This is a genomic window from Prosthecobacter sp. (assembly GCF_029946185.1).
GTDB lineage: Bacteria > Verrucomicrobiota > Verrucomicrobiia > Verrucomicrobiales > Verrucomicrobiaceae > Prosthecobacter.
In genome coordinates this window covers 18811-37650 of the sequence record NZ_JAQSEA010000150.1, presented here as the reverse complement: position 1 = coordinate 37650, position 18840 = coordinate 18811, and the positions used below count along the sequence as shown (strand labels likewise).

Annotated in this window: 19 protein-coding genes; 11 read left to right on the top strand and 8 right to left on the bottom strand. The window is 58.3% G+C overall.

Annotated features, from left to right (window positions below; translation table 11 throughout):
* Positions 1-124: 124 nt before the first annotated feature.
* From PSV43_RS13035 to PSV43_RS13025, 3 genes are all read left to right on the top strand, one after another.
* Positions 125-1006, top strand: coding sequence for a uracil-DNA glycosylase (locus PSV43_RS13035; protein WP_300197715.1), 882 nt, complete (start codon positions 125-127; stop codon positions 1004-1006).
* Between the two features lie 30 nt (positions 1007-1036).
* Positions 1037-2260: a molybdopterin-dependent oxidoreductase gene (locus PSV43_RS13030; RefSeq protein WP_300197712.1), complete on the top strand. Its 1224-nt coding sequence runs from the start codon at positions 1037-1039 to the stop codon at positions 2258-2260.
* A gap of 67 nt (positions 2261-2327) precedes the next feature.
* Complete coding sequence (locus PSV43_RS13025) at positions 2328-2654, top strand: H-type lectin domain-containing protein (RefSeq protein ID WP_300197709.1); 327 nt, start codon at positions 2328-2330, stop codon at positions 2652-2654.
* Here PSV43_RS13025 and PSV43_RS13020 read toward each other — a convergent pair whose 3' ends face one another.
* Positions 2655-3452, bottom strand: coding sequence for a phthiotriol/phenolphthiotriol dimycocerosates methyltransferase (locus tag PSV43_RS13020; RefSeq protein WP_300197707.1), 798 nt, complete (start codon positions 3450-3452; stop codon positions 2655-2657).
* 117 nt (positions 3453-3569) lie between these two features.
* Here PSV43_RS13020 and msrP point away from each other — a divergent pair, with 117 nt between their 5' ends.
* Positions 3570-4535: a protein-methionine-sulfoxide reductase catalytic subunit MsrP gene (gene msrP, locus PSV43_RS13015; RefSeq protein ID WP_300197704.1), complete on the top strand. Its 966-nt coding sequence runs from the start codon at positions 3570-3572 to the stop codon at positions 4533-4535.
* Between the two features lie 5 nt (positions 4536-4540).
* Positions 4541-5158, top strand: a complete 618-nt coding sequence (locus tag PSV43_RS13010) for a protein-methionine-sulfoxide reductase heme-binding subunit MsrQ (protein WP_300197701.1) — start codon at positions 4541-4543, stop codon at positions 5156-5158.
* Between the two features lie 15 nt (positions 5159-5173).
* Here PSV43_RS13010 and PSV43_RS13005 read toward each other — a convergent pair whose 3' ends face one another.
* Positions 5174-5920 (bottom strand): hypothetical protein, encoded by a 747-nt coding sequence (locus tag PSV43_RS13005; protein ID WP_300197698.1) that lies wholly within the window; start codon positions 5918-5920, stop codon positions 5174-5176.
* 103 nt (positions 5921-6023) lie between these two features.
* On the opposite strand from PSV43_RS13005, the gene PSV43_RS13000 reads away from it, so the two are divergent.
* Complete coding sequence (locus PSV43_RS13000; protein WP_300197695.1) at positions 6024-6365, top strand: zinc ribbon domain-containing protein YjdM; 342 nt, start codon at positions 6024-6026, stop codon at positions 6363-6365.
* Here PSV43_RS13000 and PSV43_RS12995 read toward each other — a convergent pair.
* Positions 6362-7417, bottom strand: a complete 1056-nt coding sequence (locus tag PSV43_RS12995; RefSeq protein WP_300197693.1) for a fatty acid desaturase — start codon at positions 7415-7417, stop codon at positions 6362-6364. The two genes, PSV43_RS13000 and PSV43_RS12995, sit on opposite strands and share 4 nt — an antisense overlap.
* 195 nt (positions 7418-7612) lie before the next feature.
* On the opposite strand from PSV43_RS12995, the gene PSV43_RS12990 reads away from it, so the two are divergent.
* Positions 7613-8629 (top strand): methyltransferase, encoded by a 1017-nt coding sequence (locus PSV43_RS12990; RefSeq protein ID WP_300197690.1) that lies wholly within the window; start codon positions 7613-7615, stop codon positions 8627-8629.
* Here the strand turns inward: PSV43_RS12990 and PSV43_RS12985 are convergent.
* Positions 8565-9179: a DUF5069 domain-containing protein gene (locus PSV43_RS12985; RefSeq protein WP_300197687.1), complete on the bottom strand. Its 615-nt coding sequence runs from the start codon at positions 9177-9179 to the stop codon at positions 8565-8567. The genes PSV43_RS12990 and PSV43_RS12985 overlap by 65 nt on opposite strands.
* Before the next feature lie 318 nt (positions 9180-9497).
* On the opposite strand from PSV43_RS12985, the gene PSV43_RS12980 reads away from it, so the two are divergent.
* The 3 genes from PSV43_RS12980 (at position 9498) to PSV43_RS12970 (ending at position 11897) form a co-directional block, all read left to right on the top strand.
* Complete coding sequence (locus tag PSV43_RS12980) at positions 9498-10028, top strand: SelL-related redox protein (protein ID WP_300197684.1); 531 nt, start codon at positions 9498-9500, stop codon at positions 10026-10028.
* A gap of 251 nt (positions 10029-10279) precedes the next feature.
* Entirely contained in the window at positions 10280-11548 is a 1269-nt protein-coding gene (locus tag PSV43_RS12975) for a Gfo/Idh/MocA family oxidoreductase (RefSeq protein ID WP_300197681.1), read from the top strand.
* Positions 11549-11642: 94 nt separating this feature from the next.
* Positions 11643-11897: a hypothetical protein gene (locus PSV43_RS12970; protein WP_300197678.1), complete on the top strand. Its 255-nt coding sequence runs from the start codon at positions 11643-11645 to the stop codon at positions 11895-11897.
* Between the two features lie 286 nt (positions 11898-12183).
* Here the strand turns inward: PSV43_RS12970 and PSV43_RS12965 are convergent, their stop codons facing one another.
* From PSV43_RS12965 to PSV43_RS12950, 4 genes are all read right to left on the bottom strand, one after another.
* Positions 12184-14682 carry a c-type cytochrome gene (locus PSV43_RS12965; protein ID WP_300197675.1) on the bottom strand — a complete coding sequence of 833 codons (2499 nt, stop codon included), beginning with the start codon at positions 14680-14682 and terminating at the stop codon, positions 12184-12186.
* 77 nt (positions 14683-14759) lie between these two features.
* Positions 14760-15503, bottom strand: coding sequence for a platelet-activating factor acetylhydrolase IB subunit (locus PSV43_RS12960; protein WP_300197672.1), 744 nt, complete (start codon positions 15501-15503; stop codon positions 14760-14762).
* Positions 15504-15561: 58 nt separating this feature from the next.
* On the bottom strand, positions 15562-16629 hold the full coding sequence (locus PSV43_RS12955) for a D-alanyl-D-alanine carboxypeptidase family protein (RefSeq protein WP_300197668.1): 1068 nt from the start codon (positions 16627-16629) through the stop codon (positions 15562-15564).
* A 1-nt stretch (position 16630) separates the two neighbouring features.
* A complete protein-coding gene (locus PSV43_RS12950; protein ID WP_300197665.1) occupies positions 16631-17341 on the bottom strand; it encodes a type I 3-dehydroquinate dehydratase in 711 nt (236 codons plus the stop codon).
* 87 nt (positions 17342-17428) lie between these two features.
* On the opposite strand from PSV43_RS12950, the gene PSV43_RS12945 reads away from it, so the two are divergent.
* Positions 17429-18796 (top strand): sugar transferase, encoded by a 1368-nt coding sequence (locus tag PSV43_RS12945; protein ID WP_300197663.1) that lies wholly within the window; start codon positions 17429-17431, stop codon positions 18794-18796.
* The last annotated feature ends 44 nt before the right edge of the window (positions 18797-18840 follow it).

Here is an 18840-nt window from a genome sequence, read left to right as displayed (position 1 = left end):
ACAAATACATCGCGCGTGGTGTCGTGCTGATTCTTGCGGTGTGGATGGATATGCGTCTCTCGCGGCGGCAATGACGAAATCAGAATGACGAAAGTCGGAATCTCTGCATTCGTCCTTCTTAAACATGTCCACCGCCACCAGCCTCCTCAAACAGCACCTGCAGCAGCGTAAGCTCCAGGGCAAGACGCATGTCGGGCTGCGGCCGGGGACGATGGAGAAGCTGAGCGGGCTCGGACGTCCGCCTGCGGCACGCGCCATTTCCGAGCCTGAACCGCTGAGGTCGTTCGCGGCGGCTCCTGCGCCAGTCGCGCGCCCCCTTCACGAAGCTCCGCCGCCGGAGACGAAGAAGGCGGAATTGCTCGAAGTGGCCGGTGTGACGCTCGAAGAGAAGCTCGCGGCGCTGCGCACGATGGCGGAGACTTGGGAGCCCGCGCTCTCAATGAACAGCTTGCGCAAGACGATGGTCTTTGCCGTGGGGAGTCCGCTGGCATCGCTGATGTTTGTCGGTGAAGCACCAGGAGCGGAAGAGGAAAAACTGGGCGAGCCTTTCGTGGGTCCGGCGGGGCAGAAACTCACTGCCATCATCAAGGCGATGGGGCTCGACCGTCCGAAGGTTTACATTAGCAACATCTGCAAGTTCCGCCCGGCGATGGACAATCAGGGCAGCGGCAATCGCAAGCCTGAAGCTGCGGAAATGAAAGTCTGCCTGCCCTTTGTGCTCACGGAGATTGATCTCATCAAGCCGCTGGTCATCGTGGCCCTGGGGGCAACGGCTGCGGAAGGGCTGGGCATTCCGGGTGCCGTAGGCAGCCTGCGCGGCCGGTTTCACAGCACCAGCGGCATTCCGACCATGGTCACCTATCATCCGTCCTACCTGCTGCGGGAGGAGAAAACAGGTGATGGCATTCGTGCCAAGCGCGCGGTGTGGGAGGACATGCTCAAGGTCATGGAAAAGCTGGGACTGCCCATCAGCGAGAAGCAGCGCGGCTACTTTCAGGCTAAGTGACGCCGGGTGCGCACGTTTGAGTGTGTGCCCATGAAACCCAAATCTTTCTCCCGCCGCGATCTGTTCAAGCTCGGCACCGCTGGCGCTGCGGTGCAGGCCAATACGGAACTGCAGGCGGCTGGGAAAAAGACGGGCCCGGTGTGTGAAGAGGGTGGCTGCTGCATCACACCATCAGCTGACTTTTACAATGTGGAGCGCGGCAATCCCCTGCCCTACAAACTGCCCATCGAGAAGCAGCGCGAAATCGGCATGGTGCGTGAGACTTGGCAACTGGAAATCATCGCCGATCCAGCGAGCAATTCCAAGATCGAGCATCCCATGATGCGCAACGATGGTACGGCGCTCACGTTTGAGAAGCTGATGGAGATCGCGAAGACGAAGGCGGTCAGCTACCTGAAGGTCATCACCTGCAACAACCTCGCCGATCCGCTGGGGCATGGCCTATGGGAAGGCGTGCCGCTGCGCGATGTGCTGTGGCTCTGCGGCCCGGTGGAAAACCTGCGACATGTCTGGTATCACGGCCACCACAACGAGGACCCGAAGCAGATTTTCAAATGCTACCTGCCGATGAACCGTGTGTTTGAAGATCCGCCGGGAGAGTTGCCCGTGATGCTCTGCTACAAGCTCAATGGCGAATTTCTCACTGGCGAACGCGGCGGGCCGGTGCGCATGATGGTGCCGGAGGCGTACGGCTTTAAATCGGTGAAGTGGCTGCAGCGCATCGGCTTCACCAATGCACATCAGTCCGATGACACCTACGCGAACGGCAACAACGACATCAACTCGTGGCTCAAGACCTTCGCCCGCTTTGGCGATCATCTTCCCGACAAGCTCAGTGCGAAAGATGCACTGACGCTGCATGGCAATGCACAGGTCGGCATCTCAGGTCTCAAGCAGGTGCAGTACTGGGTGCGGGATGTGAACGCGCCGCTGCCTGCCAACGACCCGAACTTCACTCAGGCACCGTGGCAGGATGCGGAGATCGTGCCTTTTCATGGCAGCGGCATCGCGGGCTTCAAAGGCGCGCCGCTGCATCCTGCGCAGTTTGATCCAGTGACGCGCAGACCCCGGCAGTGGCCCATGCAGCACACGCTGTGCCGCTGGATTGCCAAACCGGTCAAACTCGCGCCCGGCAAGTACGAGCTGCGCTGCCGTACCATCGATGCCACCGGCAACGCCCAGCCGATGCCACGCCCTTTCCCGAAGTCCGGGAAGAACAACATTCAGAAAGCGCTGCTGGAAGTGGTGGCCTGAGGCGTCTTTTTCAGTGTGACAACAAAGAGGGTGGTGTCAGGCCCGGATGCTGCTGTATGGATTCCGCATGTATTCATCCTCTGTCCCCTGGCAAGTTTTGTCGTCCAACGTTGGTGTCGGTGTCCTCACGGCAGGCTGGACGCTTGACGTGGTTTATCCGGACATTGCGGCATCGAGAAGTTTCGTCCTTGATGTCATGTTCGATTCACCCTTTGCGTTCGTCCCCGTCGTGCACCTCGGGCTCACTGGATTCGACATGGACCGGCAGGAAAGCTCGCGGCTCACGCTGAAGGCGGAGAACGTCACGGAGTTCGGCTTCCAGGCGGTCATCTCCACCTGGGATGCTTCGCGGATTTTTTCCGTGGAGTTCAACTGGATGGCCATCGGCGCCTGATCACGGCTTGCGGAAGCACCAGGAGCGGTAGGAGAGCTCGCCGGACTTCAGCGCCTCATACACACGTGCGCCAGGCAGTCCGGCGAAGTCGCGGCCTAGGGAATGCAGAAATTTGGGCAGGCGCTGGCAGATGAGAGCCTCGCTGCGTGTGGCATTGATCTCCATGCCTCGCAGTACTTCAGTGCGGATGTCGCGGGTCTGCACGATCTCCAGCGGTGCTTGAGCAATGGCCTGCTCCCATTCGGCCCATTGATCGCGGAAGCGAAAGTCGGCATAGAGAAAGTGACCGCCCGTCTTCAGCACGCGTGCGACTTTGGCCAGGAAGCCGGGGAAATCGGGGTAGCAGTGCGATGCCTCGACATTGATCACCGCATCAAACGTTTGCGGAGGGTAGGAGAGCGACTGGGCATCTCCCTGCACAAAGCGGAGTCCGCTCACCTGATGGCGTTTCTTACAGAAGGCGATGCCGCTGGGATTGAGATCCAGACCTGTGTAGCTGGCGGGATGCAGCGTGCGCGTGAGCCAGGAGGCACCGCCGCCATGGCCGCAACTCACCTCCAGCACATCCTTGCCACGCAGATCCACCTGGGTGGCGACGTGATGATAGAGCTGGATGCAGGCGCGGTTGGGCTCGTCAACAGCTTCGAGCTGCAGGCCGACGGGCGGGGCGGTCTCAAAGGCGTAATTCAAAAACAGCACTTCTTCGCTCCGCAGCCGCCGTGTGAGATACGGATACCACAGCTGCCAGATGGCTTTGCGGACGGGGCCGATGGAGAAGAGGCGTTCGAGGAGGGACATGGAATGGCAAAACCTGCGAGGTGATGGTGGCGGATGCAACTTGCCAGTTGGCATTCATTGTGCGGGAATAATATTGCTGCAGGTGCCTCACACTAGGAGCCGCATGCTTTGCCCGACATGAAAGACAGCTCCCCTATTCCCTCCAGCGAGGTCACGCCTGAGGAGACCTTTCTCAACCGGCGCTTCTTCATGAAGTCGGCCATCTGGGCTGGCTCCACGCTGGCCACGGCGGGGCTGTATCGCAGCTTCAGCCCGCGACCAGAAGTGGAGGACACGGGGACGGCCATCGCCACCGTGGCCGAGCCGTCGCTGCAAACGACGCTCGCAGCGGATGAAAGGGTGAACTCGTTCACTGACATCGCGGGCTATAACAACTACTACGAATTTTCGACCGACAAATCTGCGGTCGCGGCGAAGGCCAAAGACTTCGTCACCGACCCGTGGAGTGTGCAAGTTGGCGGGCTGGTGCAGAAACCGCGCAGCTTTGATCTCGCGGACCTGCTCAAGTTTGAATCCGTCGAGCGCACCTACCGTTTCCGGTGTGTGGAGGGCTGGTCAATGGTCATCCCGTGGGTGGGATTTCCACTGTCCAAACTGCTGGCGATGGTGGAGCCGCTGAGTGCCGCGACACATGTCGCGTTTGAGACGTACTATGACATCAAGCAGATGCCTGACTCCCGTTACGCCGGCATTGATCTCCCGTATGTGGAAGGTCTGCGGCTGGATGAGGCGATGCACCCTCTGACGCTGCTGGCCACCGGCCTGTATGGCAAGACTCTGCCCAATCAAAACGGCGCGCCGGTGCGGCTGGTAGTCCCGTGGAAGTATGGTTTTAAGAGCATCAAGTCCGTGGTGAAAATCACGCTGATGGACCGCGAGCCGCCCACCACTTGGAGCCTCGCCAATCCGGGTGAATACGGCTTCTACTCCAATGTGAACCCCACCGTCGATCACCCGCGCTGGTCGCAGGCGCATGAGCGGCGCATCGGTGAAATGGGCTCCCGACCTACGCTCATGTTCAACGGCTATGCGGAGCAGGTGGCGCATCTCTATGCGGGCATGGACCTCAGCGCGGATTTTTGACCTGTATGAACTTCAGCGCAGACACACGTTTTCACCGGCAGCTTTTTCTCTTCAATGGACTGCTGCCTGCCGTGCTCATCTTGATCGACGGCTGGCGCGGGAAGTTGGGGGCGAATCCTGTAGAGTACGTCACGCGTGCCACGGGTGTGCTGACGCTTGTCTTTCTCATTCTCACACTGCTGGTCACGCCGCTGCGCAAAATCTATGGGTGGAACTGGCTGCTCAAACAGCGCCGCCTGCTGGGCCTGTATGCGTTTTTTTATGGTGTCGCGCATCTGCTGACCTACCTGGCCTATGATCGTGACTGGCAGCTGCAAACGGTGGTTGGGGACGTGTACAAGCGGCCCTTCATAGCTCTGGGCATGTTTAGCTTTCTGCTAATGGTGCCGCTGGCGGTCACCTCCACCAATGCGATGATCAAAAAGCTCGGCGGGCCGCGCTGGGCACAGTTGCACCGGTTGACGTACTACACTGCCATCGGCGGTGTGCTGCATTACTGGGCCATCGTGAAGTCGGATGTGACGTATCCGTTTTTCTTCGCGGTGATTGTGACGCTGCTGCTCGGCTGGCGCGTGGTGATGAGCATCAAAAAAGCGCGAGGTGCAGCACCCCGCGCTTTGTGAGACTTTGAAGTTCGCTTATTTGGCAGGAGCGGCGTTCCAGACCTTGATGTCGTCAAACCAGCCGCTCTGACCGGCGACACCGAGTTCGATCTTCGACTTGGTCGCGTGGCCAATGCCAGCAGATTTGAGGAAGGCGACGGCTTTGCCATCGATGCTGACACGCATTTCATCACCCACGGTCTCGACGAGCAGCGTGTAGTCTTTGTTTGCTTCGAGTTTCACTGGAAAGGTGGCGCTTTTGCCTGCCATCATCTTGTTCACTTCATCCTTCTTGGTCGGGTCTTTGCGCAGTTCCTTGATGATCATGTTCTGGCTGCCTTCGCGCTCATCCATGAGGGTGACTTTGTCGAGTCGCACCTGGGCGCGGCAGAGGTGGCCGTAGTGGGCGGCGGTGTATTTGCGGTCGTCGAACTCAACATCGATCATCGTGCAGCCTTCAAAGCGGATTTTCACTTCGACGACGCTGTCCTTAGTAGGCACTTCCAGGCCATAGACGGCGGCATGCGCGGTGATGACTGATTTGCCGTCTTTGGAGGGCATATCCTTCACCCGCGTCTGGGTGCCCTTGAGTGCATCATTTTCAAAGACAAACGTGTCCACCACGCGGTGCCAGCGTTTGTCATGCTCGCTGCCGTTCATTTCATCGGAGAACAGCAGTTCTTTCTTTTCGGCGATGGGCTTGGCGGGAATCTTGGGCAGGTCTGCGGCCAAGATGGCGGCACTGATGAGGAGGCAGGGGGCGAGGAGGAGGCGGATGTTCATGGGCGCATTCAAACGAGTAAATCTGGCGAGTTCATGCGCCAAAATTGTCGAAGATCAGTCAGCGCTTGAGTTTCATGCGCTCGAAGTGTCTGCTTCATCTCCTATGAGCCAACCTGCCTGCCCGATGTGCGAGATGAATGATGTTTTGGACCACACCGACCGCTATGAGTGCATGACCTGCGGTCACGAATGGCCGAAGCTGGAACTAGCAGACGAGCCGGATGCGGCGCGTGTGGTGAAGGACGCCTACGGTGCCGTGCTGGCGGACGGCGACATCGTGGCAATGATCAAGGATTTAAAGCTCAAAGGCTCCAATGACGTGCTCAAAGTAGGCACCAAATCAAAACCTATCCGACTCGTGGATGGCGACCACGAGATCTCCTGCAAGATGGACGGGATCGCGATTGGCCTGAAGGCCTGCTTTGTGAAAAAAGTAGTCAGCTAAGCGGCGGGCGCATTCAGCTTGGGATTGATCACATGTCGCCACCACGGTGGCAGCAGGACCATGGCAATGGCCCAGAAATAGCCCACTGGAAGTTTCGGGGCCTCGGGCTCCGGGGTCAGGAGGTAGTAGGGCTTCACTGCGATGTGGTGATAGGAGTGGTGCCCGACGCGGAAGGTGATGTAGCTGGAGAAAAAGTGGTAGGTATCCCAGGAGTGCTCTGCACCGGTCTTTTCATATTCACCGTTGCTCATGCGGCGCATGAGGCCGTAGTGCTGGATGTAATTCACCGACTCCAGGACGATGTGAGCGCCAAGGATGTGAGCCAGATAAAACAAGGTGCCGTTCAGTCCTGAAACCAGATACAGGCCAATCAACAGCGCCAGCTGGCCTAGGGCATAGATGAACATTTTGTTCTTCCACAAGCCCTCGCCATTGCAGCGTCGGGCCTCCATTTTACAGCAGCGGATCATGCTGCCGGGAATCGTGCGGAAGATGTAGGAGTAGATGCTTTCATTCAGCCAGGCGGTGTTTTCGTCATGATCCGTTCCGGCGTGGACATGATGACTGCGGATGTGAATGAGCTTGTAGTGTGGATAGAACAAGAAGGTGGTGAGCAGCCGCTGTGTGATCTGATCGAGCTCTTCCTTTCCGTGCAGCAGCTCATGGGCTGCCCCAAAACCGATCCCGCCCATCAGGCTGGCGACTGCGATCAGGATGCCGATTTCCATGGCATTGAAACGATTCAGAGACATCGCCAGCCACACGATTGAGGCCATGTAAAACACAGCATACAGACGCGTGTTCCATTGCAGCAAAGACACTTGCACGCCTGAGAAATCAGCCTTCTCGTAATGACCGTCATCCTGCCAGCCGGTGATCCAGTCCAGCATTGGCAGCGCGACCTGCAAAAAAACAATGGGCAGCAGAAGCCACCAGCCCCCCCCCCAGACACCCAAGGCAAGCAGGACAAACAGCGCATGAGGCAGAAAGCAGAACATGACGTGGCGGTTCAGCGACGGCTTAGTCTGGCTTTCAGGAGAGAGAGATTCCATGAGGCGGCTATATGGATGCGAATGAGCTTGGATGAAAACGGGAACAAAGGCAGCATCTAACGTGCAGCATTCCTCCCGTCCGTTCAGATAGAAGATGCGGGCGTGTGCGACTCATGGCCACTAAATCTTTATTTAGCAGGGAGCGCTTTCATGTGGATTGGCGATCACGCGTCCTCTTGTTATTGTTTCTCTACTATGTCTGATCCATCCGCAGCTCCGTCTCCCCAGCTTTTCTTTGAAACGATCAATGCCTTCCAAAAATCGGCAGCGTTAAAGGCAGCGATTGATCTGGGGTTGTTCACCGCCATCGGCAGCAACCCGGCGACTGCTGCCGAGATCGCCACTCTCTGCCAGTGCCCGGAGCGCGGCATCCGCATTCTGGCCGACAATCTGACGATCTTGGGCTTCCTCACAAAGGATGGGCCGTGCTACACGCTAACGCCATCCTCTGCGGCTTTTCTTGATCAGAAATCCCCGGCGTACTTCGGCGCGGCGGTGAATTTTCTGCTGGCTCCGGGGCTGACGGAGGCCTTCACAGATCTCGCATCCACCATTCGCCGTGGGCGTCTGCATACGACGGAGGAGGGCACGACTGCAGCGGATCATCCGGCCTGGGTGGAATTTGCCCGCGCCATGGGGCCGATGATGATGCCGACCTCGCAGGGCGCAGCGGCCCTGGTGCCGCTGGATCCCTCCCGCGAGACCCGTGTGCTCGACATCTCCGCAAGTCATGGGGCTTATGGCATTGCCGTCGCGCAAAAAAATCCACGCGCGCATCTCGTTGCGCTTGATTGGGAAGCGGTGCTCGAAGTGACGAAGGAAAACGCAGCGGCAGCAGGTCTCGCGGAACGCTTCAGTACGATCACCGGCGATGCCTTCACGGTGGATCTCGGCAGTGATTACGATGTCGTGCTGGTGCCGAATTTCCTGCACCACTTCACGATCAATGAATGCACCCGCTTTCTGAAGCGTGTGAAGGCTGCGCTGCGGCCGGGCGGCAAGGTGGTGATCGTTGAATTTGTGCCGAATGAGGATCGCGTCACTCCGCCTCCGGCTGCCAGCTTCAGCCTCGTCATGCTTGGCACCACGCCGGAGGGGGATGCCTACACGTTTGCGGAGTATCAGCAGATGCTCATCGAGGCAGGCTTCAATGAGGCTTCGTTGCATCCGCTGCCGCCCACGGCGCAGACTGCGGTGATCGCGGTGGCGTGAGCTGCGCTATTTCTTCCGCCTCCTTCAACAATCCAGTGGAAGGAACCCCGTGAAAGCAGCCTTCATGAGCCGCAGGTGAATGGCGGCGCAGTGACTTCGCGCTAGGGATCAGCCTGCCTTCATCAATTTCGATGTACTCAAACATCGTCGCCACCGTTCCGGGTGGCAGGCCGATTTCCGCCAGGCGTTCGTTCAGACGCTCCGTGCCTGTATCGCGCCAGCCGCGCTTGGTCATGAAGGCGTTCCAGATTTCGATCTCCTGCTCGGTGGGCTGGCGGCCATTCGTATAGGCCCAGGCCAGCAGGCTTTCATCGCTACCGCCCTTGAGCGTTTCAGCTTCGAGTGTGGCGTAGTCGATTCGGAGGAACTCGCAGCAGCGCCAGTCAAAGCTGCCAGAGATAGCGCCGCGCCTAGACTGCCAGTCTTCAGGCAGTGTGCCCGCGGCAGTCAGACGAATCTTGTCCAGCATCCGGCCGAAATAGACCAGACCGTTCACTTGAGCGTTAGGGCTGCGGAGTCCGGGAATGAGGGTGGGGTAAGGGAGTGTCATGCGAGAAATATGCACGGCCGCCCACCGCCTTCAAGAATGGCATGAGTGTGCAAAGGTGTGAAGCACCCTTTGCAATTCGGGCTATTCAAAAGTAACGGAGGCCATGCGCAGTCAAAAAGTCAGCAATCGATCCCCCCGCCCTTTCAAAACCAAAAATGACCAGTGGTCGGGCGTCCGCACCCCCAAAGTTTTGTTTACAGCTCCCAAGCCCACCGTGCCTGCTGCCAAAGCTGACGCCCCTGCTGGAAAGCCTGCCGACAAGGCGAATGCTGGGAAATAAAGGACTGGGAAGTCTGCATGACTGGCTAAGCTCCTGGAATGAGAGCTTCCCCTGACTCTGCCGAACTGCTGGGACGAACGCTGACTAGCACGGGAGAAACACTCGCGGCTCTGTCAGACAAGTCGCCAGTGCTGCTGGTCCTGCTGCGGCACGAGGGCTGCACCTTCTGCCGCAATGCCATGTCTGACATCGCGCGACTGCGCAGGCAGATTGAAGCCGCGGGCACGCGTATCGTGCTGGGGCACATGGGCGAGGCTGAAGATTTTGCCGCCTTTGCCGGACGCTATGGTTTGGCTGACATCGCCGCTGTGGCGGATCCTCAACGCACACTTTACAAGGGGCTGGGCCTGAAGCGTGGCCGCATGGTGCAATTGATGGGACCGCGTGTGCTGTGTGCCTGGATCAAGTCCGCCGTGGCAGGTCATCTGCCGGGCAGGATCAAAGGCGATCCGCTCCAGCTCCCCGGCGCATTTCTGCTGCATCATGGGCAGGTGATCAAAGGCCACACCTATCGCGATGCCTCGGACAGGCCTGACTACGTAGCGCTCGCAACGCCACTGGCAGCGTGACGGCTTGCAATCACCGTTTTTGGCTTGCCTGTCACGGAGGGCTGCGGTGATTGTAGTTCATGGCAAATCCGGAGAGCGTGCAACCGTCCGCGAATTTTGGCCTCTTCATGCTCGCCTCTGCACGCCATGCAAACCCAGACGCACTCGTCATTGCCCTTGGCACGGCAGGCTCACCAAAACACGCGAACCCGGCATTCATGTATCAGCCAGACCGGTTGCATGACGCCTGACTTCGCGTTCCGTGTGGCACCATGGAATCCACAATCAAGATCGCCCTCGTTGGCGCCGGCATGTTCGGCGGAGATGTTCACGCACGTGCTTACGCGGACCTGCAGCGCTTCGGCATCGCCGGGCAGCTCGCCCGTGTCGGCCTCGACAAATACTCCCGCGAACTCGCCGGGGTGAAGTTTGATCTCGTCGCCGTCGCCACCCGCAGTGAGAAATCCGCGCTCAAAACCGCTGCCGCCTTCAAGGAACTCACCGGCCACGAGCCGCGTGCCTTCCATGGCGATGCGCCTTGGGATGACATCCTGGCTGCCTTTCCCGATCTCGATGTGATGGCAGTGGCAACTCCGGACCATCTGCACACGCAGCCCATTCTCGCCGCTCTGGCCAAAGGGGTTCACGTCTTGACCGAAAAACCCATGTGCCTCTCCATTCAAGAATCGGATGAAATCATCGAAGCGGCCAAGGCCAAAAACCTCATCGTCGCTGTCGACATGCACAAACGCTATGACCCCGACCACCTGCGCATTCGCGATGACATCCAGAACCGCATCGGTGCGCCGCTCTATGGCACCGCCTATCTCGAAGAGCCGCTTGAAGTCAGCACCAGCACCTTCAAGTGGGTGGAAAGCAGCGACCCATTCAGCTACGTCGGCCCGCATTGGACGGACCTGATCTGGAGCTACTACCACAGCAAGCCCGTGTCCCTGACCGCTGTGGGTCAGAAGAAACGTCTGATCCGCGACGGCATCAATGCCTTCGACGCCGTGCAAGTGCGCGTCGATTTCGACAACGGCATGTCGATCAGTTTTAACAATAACTGGGTTACCCCCGCTGACTTTGAAGGTCCGGTGAACCAAGGTCATGAGATCGTCGGTGCTGACGGCAAAGTCGAGAGCGACCAGCAGTACCGTGGCTTCCGCTGGTGGAATCAGGGCGGCGGCACCCGCACGAGCAACAATCACTTTACCCGTGAAGTATCCCGCCCGGATGGCAGCAAAGGCTACATAGGCTATGGCGTCGATAGTCTGACTGTGGGTCTGGTGGCCATCTGCCGCGTGAAGTTTGCCCAAGAAACACGGGATTCCGTGGCCTCACTCTATCCTACCGCCGAAGATGCCCGTATTACCTGCGCCATTGTGGACGCCGCCGCCCGCGTGCGCGATCTTAACTGGAAGTACATGCAGGAAGGCAAAGGAGCGACAGTTACTGCACGCTTCGACAAAGACGGCATCACCATCATTGATCCAAACGCTGCTCAGGTATTCCAGAGCATCTATAACAAGGCGCTTTAACCGCCGAACTGAGATGCCGCACTTGGTTCTGCGCTTGACTTTCCACTAAGCCTTTCATAAACAAGGTGTTGTAATCCCAATAATAAAACCACAAATGATTCTATCGTCTTCCCAACTTCGCCGCGCTGCTACTCTTCAAGAAAAAATCGAAGACCTCCAGCAGGAACTGGCTCAACTGCTTAGCGGCTCATCCAAGTCGTCCTCCACCACCTCATCGACTGCAGAAAAGCCTGCCAAAAAGAAGAGAATCATGTCCCCCGCAGCGCGCAAGAAGATCGCTGACGCTCAGCGCAAGCGCTGGGCCAAGCAGAAGTCCGTCGCCCCCGCCGCTGAGAAGAAAGCCAAATAAGTTCTAACTTACGGTTACTACCGTCATCAGACAAAGGCCCCAGTTCGTAAGAACTGGGGCCTTTGCATTGGCAGCAGAAGCGATGTGAGGTGTTACAGTGATTTCTGAAAACAAAGCCTGGAGACGTTCGACGGCAGTTGAAGGACAAACCGCCCTGCCTTTGCTCCATCAACACTCCCACGCCAGCGGGAGGCAGGGCTGGCTGTCCTCAGCCTACCGCCACCGAAGCCCACTATCTTTGTGCAGGAAACAGCCTTCCACCCGGAATTGGGTTACGTGATTCGTTTTACTTCACAAACATGGGATCGTCCGGATTCCCCTTGCTCAGCAGATAGGCCATGAGATCGAGGATGTCGTCCTCTTTGAGCATGAAGAGCAGGCCCGGCGGCATCATGCTGATCTTGCTCTCCTCCGTTTTCACCACCTTGCGGGAATCGACATTGGTGAAGTTGTTGGGGTCCATCATGTTGGTGCAGACCATCATGTTGTTCTCATTCATGTTAGCGATGCGGCCAATGACCGTGCTGCCGTCCTGCAGGGTGAAGACCGTGCTGCCATACTGGTCGCTGATCTCCTTGCTAGGCTCCAGAATATGCTCCAGCAGATCGCGCGGGCTGTACTTGCCAGCCACACTGGTCAGGTCAGGACCAACGGCACCGCCTTCGTTGTTAAAGCGGTGACAGGCGAAGCAGGTGGCTGCACCAAACATGTTGCGGCCATTGGCGAAGTTACGGTTGCCCTCCAGTCCGACTCCGAGCGACTTGCTGAGTTCAGCCAGCGTCCACGCTTTGACGAACTGCATCGGCTTCACCGTGAAGCTCGGCGCTTTGGCTTCCGGCTTGGAATCCAGCACATCCTTGATGGCCAGCTTTTCCTCCTCCGTCATGGTGGAAAGCGCGTTCTGTTTGATCTCGCCAATAAACAAGTCAAACGACGCCCCACCTTTGTAGTTCGCAGCACGCAGAAACCAGCGGAAGTAGTCGGCGCGCAGCTCCTTCGTCCAGCCGCTCTTCGCAAATCGCAGAATGCGAGCATAATCGATCTGCTCCTCCTGGGTCGGCGAGCCATTCACCAGCGGCTCAGCCTTGGCCACGATGCCTTCATCGCCCAGATAGACCAGCACCTCACACAGATCACGGTTCAGCGCCGGATCATTCGTGGGAAACAGCGGCGACAGATGCTTGATCAGCGACTCCTTTGTCGCAGCATCCGGCTCTCCCATGCGCGTGAAGGCGAGCATGTAGTCACGGATCAACGTCACACGATCAATCCCCTTGAGCGCCTTGAAATTGATCTTGTTCAGCGCAGCCAGCACCGGCTTCTGTAGTGCTTTGTCTCCACCACTGCTGCGAGCTAGAGCCATGAGCGCGCTCAGGGCGGCACGAGGATTGGTTTCGGTTAGCGCTTTATCTTTCCAGGAAGCCAGCGGCTGATGCTCCAGCGCAATACGGGCAGCGAAACGCATGTTGCGGTCAGCATGTCCAAGATTGAGCCATGCCCGGTCAACAGCCTCGGCATCTTGTTTGCCGAGGAAGGCTTCTAACCCTCTACGAACATCCGCCGTTCTGTTATGATTGCCCGAATCCGCATGCTGAGTGGAATCCCAAGAACCAAGCTCACCACCCACATAAGTTACCCGATACAACCCCGACTGCACCTTGCGGCCGCCTACGCTCACATACATTGCGCCATCCTTCTTCGAGACTTCAATGTCCGTCAGCGGCAGCGGAGCACCGCTCATGAACTCCTCAGTCACACCAGTGTAACCACCACCGTTCGGCGAAAGATGCACGGCATACATCTTGCCGTAGCTCCAGTCGCAGATGAAAAGCGCATCCTGATACTTAGCCGGAAACTTCGCGCCATAGCCAAAAGCCACGCCGGTCGGAGAGCCAGGTCCGATGTCCACCACGGCCGGCAGGCTGTCCTCCCAGCGCATGGGGAATTTCTTGCTGCAAGTGCGCCAGCCGAAATCCCCACCGCTCTGCATGAAGCACACACGCGTGGGGCGGTACCAGGGCATGCCGGTGTCCCACTCCATGTCAGCGTCGAAGCCAAAGATGTCGCCACTGCGGTTCATGGCGATGTCGTAAGTGTTGCGCGTGCCAATGTTCACCAACTCCCATTTCTTGCCGTCGAGATCGGTTTTCGCCAGCCAGCCTCCTGGAGCCAGTACATCGCGCATGAAGCCACGTCCGGTCAGCATGGGGTAAAGTTGATCCTCGGCCCAATGGCGGGGCACCAGGCTGGTCTCACAGTTGGGTTCCGGCGTCTGGTTGCCGCACATCACATACAGGCTTTTCCCATCCGGAGATGCGATCACGCCATGCGGTCCGTGCTCCCCGGCCTTGCCCGGGAAGGAGCGCAGCAGTTCCACCGTGTCGAATTGATCATCCCCGTTCGTGTCCTTGCAGCGGTAGAGGCCGCGGCCCTGATAGGCGTTGTCATTCACCACGCCATAAAGTGCGCCTGCATGAAACAGCAAACCCTGGCAGTGACCAAAGTCGATGCTCAGCTTTTCCACCTTCGTTTCACCGGGACTGCCAGTCAGCGCCGGTGGGGTGATGCGGTACAGCGCGCCATACTGGTCGCTGCAAATCATGCGGCCTTTGTCATCCTGTGTCATCGACACCCATGAGCCTTCCTGCTCTTTGGGCACAGAATACAGCAGCTCCACTTTAAAGCCTTTGGAGATCGTGACCTTGTCTGCCGGAGTCGCCTGATCGGCCAGTTGCGCGAGCGCCCCTGTCGCGATGAATAGAAGAGAAATGAGAGGGTGTTTCATGGTTGCGAAAAGTAGCGCCATTCAGGCGCATGAATTGCGCCTGATCACAGGCTGGAACGGGATTGCTTTACTCCGAACTACTTCATGAGTTCCTTGACCTTGCCTTCGATCGCGTTGGCCCACATCTGATAGCCTGTGGCGTTGAGATGGAGCAGGTCGGGCATGATCTCCTTTGGAAGAGTGCCGTCTGGCTTCAGGAAGATGTTGCCGATGTCCATGTAGAAGACGCTTTTGCCATCCGCGAAGCCTGAGATGAGGTTGTTCGTGGCAACGTTCTGTTTGCGCATCGCATCGTCCTTGGTGGCTCCGCGTGGAAAGATCCCCAGCAGCAGTACCTTGGTCTCCGGCAGTTTCTTTTCCAAGATATCGAGGATCATCTTCACGCCCTCGGCGGTTTGCTCGGGGCTGCTCGCATACACCGCACCCCCATGCTCGACGGCGGGACGGCCCTGATGGCCGGTGTTGTTCGTGCCGATCATGAGCACCACCAGCTTCGGCTTGATGCCGTCAAAGTTACCGTTCTGCAGACGCCAGATAACGTGCTCGGTGCGGTCACCGCCGATGCCGAAATTCGCCGCCTTGAACGGAGCCCACGTTTTGGCCCACACCTCCTTGCCATTTTTTTCCCAGCCTTGCGTGATCGAGTCGCCCAGAAACACCAGCTGGGCCTCGCCCTTTTTGGAAATCTCATTGAAGCTCTCATGACGCTTCATCCAGCCCGTATCACGCGGCTTGGGATCAATGGCAAGATTCTTGGCCGTTTCAGCAAAGCTGGTGACGGCGACACAAAAGGAGGCAAGCAGGAGGAGGTGGAGTTTCATGGTTAAGAACGGCGATGATGCCGGGAAGCCCTGAAACTGGCAAGCCTCGATTGCTATTTCACGCCTTCAGCGCCCAGTCGAGCAGGGCCTGCGCGTCGCGCCAGACCCCTTCGTGACTGTCGTTGAGAATGACCACAATGCGCCTGCGCCCGTTGCGCTGGCCGGTGGCCACCAGGCAGTAACCGGCAGCCTCGGTGTAGCCGGTTTTCATTCCATCGCAGTAGCTCGCGCTGCGCAGCACGCGGTTGGTGTTGGCCAGCTCGATGATTTTGCCGTCAGGCCTGGTGAACTTAAAGCTCTGCAGCTTCACGATCGCACGGATGTCCGGCAGTTTGTCCGCCTCCTTGGCGATCATCGCCAGATCACGCGCCGTGGAATAGGGGTTTTCATCGGTGACGGATGGCAGACCATGCGGATTGACGAAGTGCGTGTCCTTCAGCCCAAGCGCCTGTGCACGTGCATCCATCTTTTGTGCAAAAGCAGCCACGCTGCCAGCATTGTCACGTGCGAGCGCCTGCGCGATGTCGTTGGAGCTTTTCACCAGCATCGCGGTGAGCAAATGACGGCGAGTGTACTTCTCTCCCACCTTGAGGCCGATGCGCACCGGGGCGCACTGCGTGTCCGCCAGCTCAATGGTGACCACCTTGTCGAGGTCTCCCGCTTCCACAATCAGCAGACCGGTCATGATTTTCGTCGTGCTGGCGATGGCTCCCCGCAGGTCAGGGCTCTTTTCGAACAGCACATCGTCGTTCTCAGGATCAATGATGATGCAACGCCCGGCACTGATCTGTGGAATGGCGCCCCGGAGATTCTTGATCTCAATCTCATGGCGCACCTTCTTCGTTTTCTCGACCTCTGCGGCGAGCTGCGTCTCCAGCTTCTTCTTGAGGAGCTGCACAGAGGCCTCACGCGCGGTGATGTCCGCCTTCGCTTGCGCGATCATCTGCTTCTCACCAGCAAACTCCTGCTCGCGTCTGGCGATGGCTGCAGCCTTGGCCTCCACCTCCTCCTCCCGCCACTGCAGCTTCTGCTCGCGCTTAGGGTCACCACAGCCCGAGATAGACATGCAGAAAAAACCGGCCAGCAAGGCACGGCGGAGATGGTGAGACTGACAGGGGGTGATCATTTCAAAGTTCAGCGATGAGTTCTTTCAGGCGGGCGACGGGCCACTGGCCGGGAGCATTCGATGCACCAATAAAGCCGTAATTCAACAGACTGCCACATTTTGCCAGTACCAGACGCGAAACACGCCCCCATGGCCCCATGCCCATGACGGAAAGACGCAGCCGGTGGTTCTCCCCCGTCAGCTTCATGAGTCGGGCCAGATCATCCTGCGTGTTCAGGTACGTAGCGATCTTCACGGCATCCAGTCCCGCCTGCTGGGCGAAATTCACCGCCCCGCGCAGGACCTCATCCGCCGGAGTGGCCTGAAAGTCATGGAACGAGCCAACCACCGGCACCCCTGCGGCCCGTGCTTTCTGGATCATGCCCTGCATCTGGGCCGCGCTGCGCAGCTCGATGTCGATCAACGTGGCGAGATCCAGCAAAGGCTCGATCATCGCCGCCCGGGTGGCGGGATCTTCAGGAGCCTGCCCGCCTTCCGCTGGATGGCGGGCGGTGAGGAGCAGCGGCAGCGTGTTGCCAGCCAGCATGGCACGCAAATCCGCAGCAGGGATTTTCAACTGGTCCAGCCGCAGTTCAGCCACATCGCACAAGTTCGCGCGTGAAGCATTGTCGAGTGAGGTAAAGTGCTCAAGGGCAGTGGAATCGGCCACCACCCCGACCGCGAGGGGCCGTGAGGAGAAAAGCAGGTTTTTAGTGGAAACAAGTTGAGCCATTGGCTAGGCGGAGTATAATTTTAATAAATCTAAATAGGTTTTAGTATCTTACGCATCATTATGCTGGGCAGGAAGCAAGAAATCAATTTGCAGCTCACCGAACTGCTCGACAGCGCGCTTCTGGCGTTCTGCCTATGGTTTGGTCATTTCCTGCGTGCAGATTTGGTTCCGGTCTTCTTTCCCGATGCGGTGGAGATTCCGCCCATGGAGAACTTTTACTGGGTGATTGCGATCGTGGCTCCGTTCACGCCCATCGTTTTGGAGGCACGCGGCTTTTATTCCAACATCTACAACAAGACGCCCGGACGCTCGATCCGCCAGCTGGCGGAGGCCTTGGCTGCCATCGGCATGTGCATCGCCTTTTGCATCGTGTTCTTCAAATGGTCGGTCGAAAGTCGTGCCGTGGTCGTTTTCTCCGTGGCCCTCGGGGCTCTCTCCTTGCTTCTGCGCGAGGCTTGGCAGCGTGAAATCCTGCGCAAGCAGATGGCTTCAGGCAAGGGCCGTGAACGTGTCATCATCGCCGGCGCGCAGACCGATCTTGAGGCTTTCCTCACCAACATGACCTCCGAGCAGCGTTCCGAGATCGAGGTCGTGGGACAAATCGACATCATGCAGCGCCCGGTGTCCGATCTCGTCGCAGCGCTGCATGAGCACTCCATCAGCCGCGTGCTCTTTGCCGCGCAGCATGTGCATTTCAGCAAGATCGAAGAGGCCGTACAGGCCTGCGAAACCGAAGGCGTCGAAGCTTGGATCGCCGCAGATTTCTTCCAGACCGCCATCGCCCGTCCTACCTTTGACGTCCTGGGAGGACGCCTGATGCTGGTGTTTCATTCCACGCCGCAGGTCTCATGGGAACTGATGTTCAAAGGCATCGTGGATCGCGTCGGCGCACTCATTCTGCTTCTGCTCTCATTGCCGCTCTGGCTTGTGGCGGTTGCTGGCATTCGTCTGGGCTCACGCGGCCCGGTTTTCTTCAAGCAGGAACGCGCCGGACTCTACGGCAAGCCCTTCACCATGTGGAAGTTCCGCACCATGCAGAATGGCGCCGAATCCAAGCGCGATGAACTGGAGACCCGCAACGAAATGGATGGCCCGGTCTTCAAAATCACCAACGACCCGCGCATCTTCGCCTTTGGCCGCTGGCTGCGCCGCACCAGCATCGACGAGCTGCCTCAACTCATCAATGTGCTGCGTGGCGAGATGAGCCTCGTCGGCCCGCGTCCCCTGCCCGTCTATGAAATTCAGCGCATCGAAAAACACGCGCAACGCCGTCGTCTCAGCGTCAAACCCGGCCTGACGTGCTTGTGGCAGGTCACGGGCCGCAACGGTATCAAGAGCTTCGAAGAGTGGGTCGCGCTCGATCTGAAATACATCGACAACTGGTCCTTCTGGCTCGATCTGAAAATCCTCGCGCAGACCCTGCCCGCCGTGATTCGCGGCATCGGCGCGAGCTAAGTATCAGAATTCGTGTCTTTCGCACAGTACGTGAGTGAAACGTG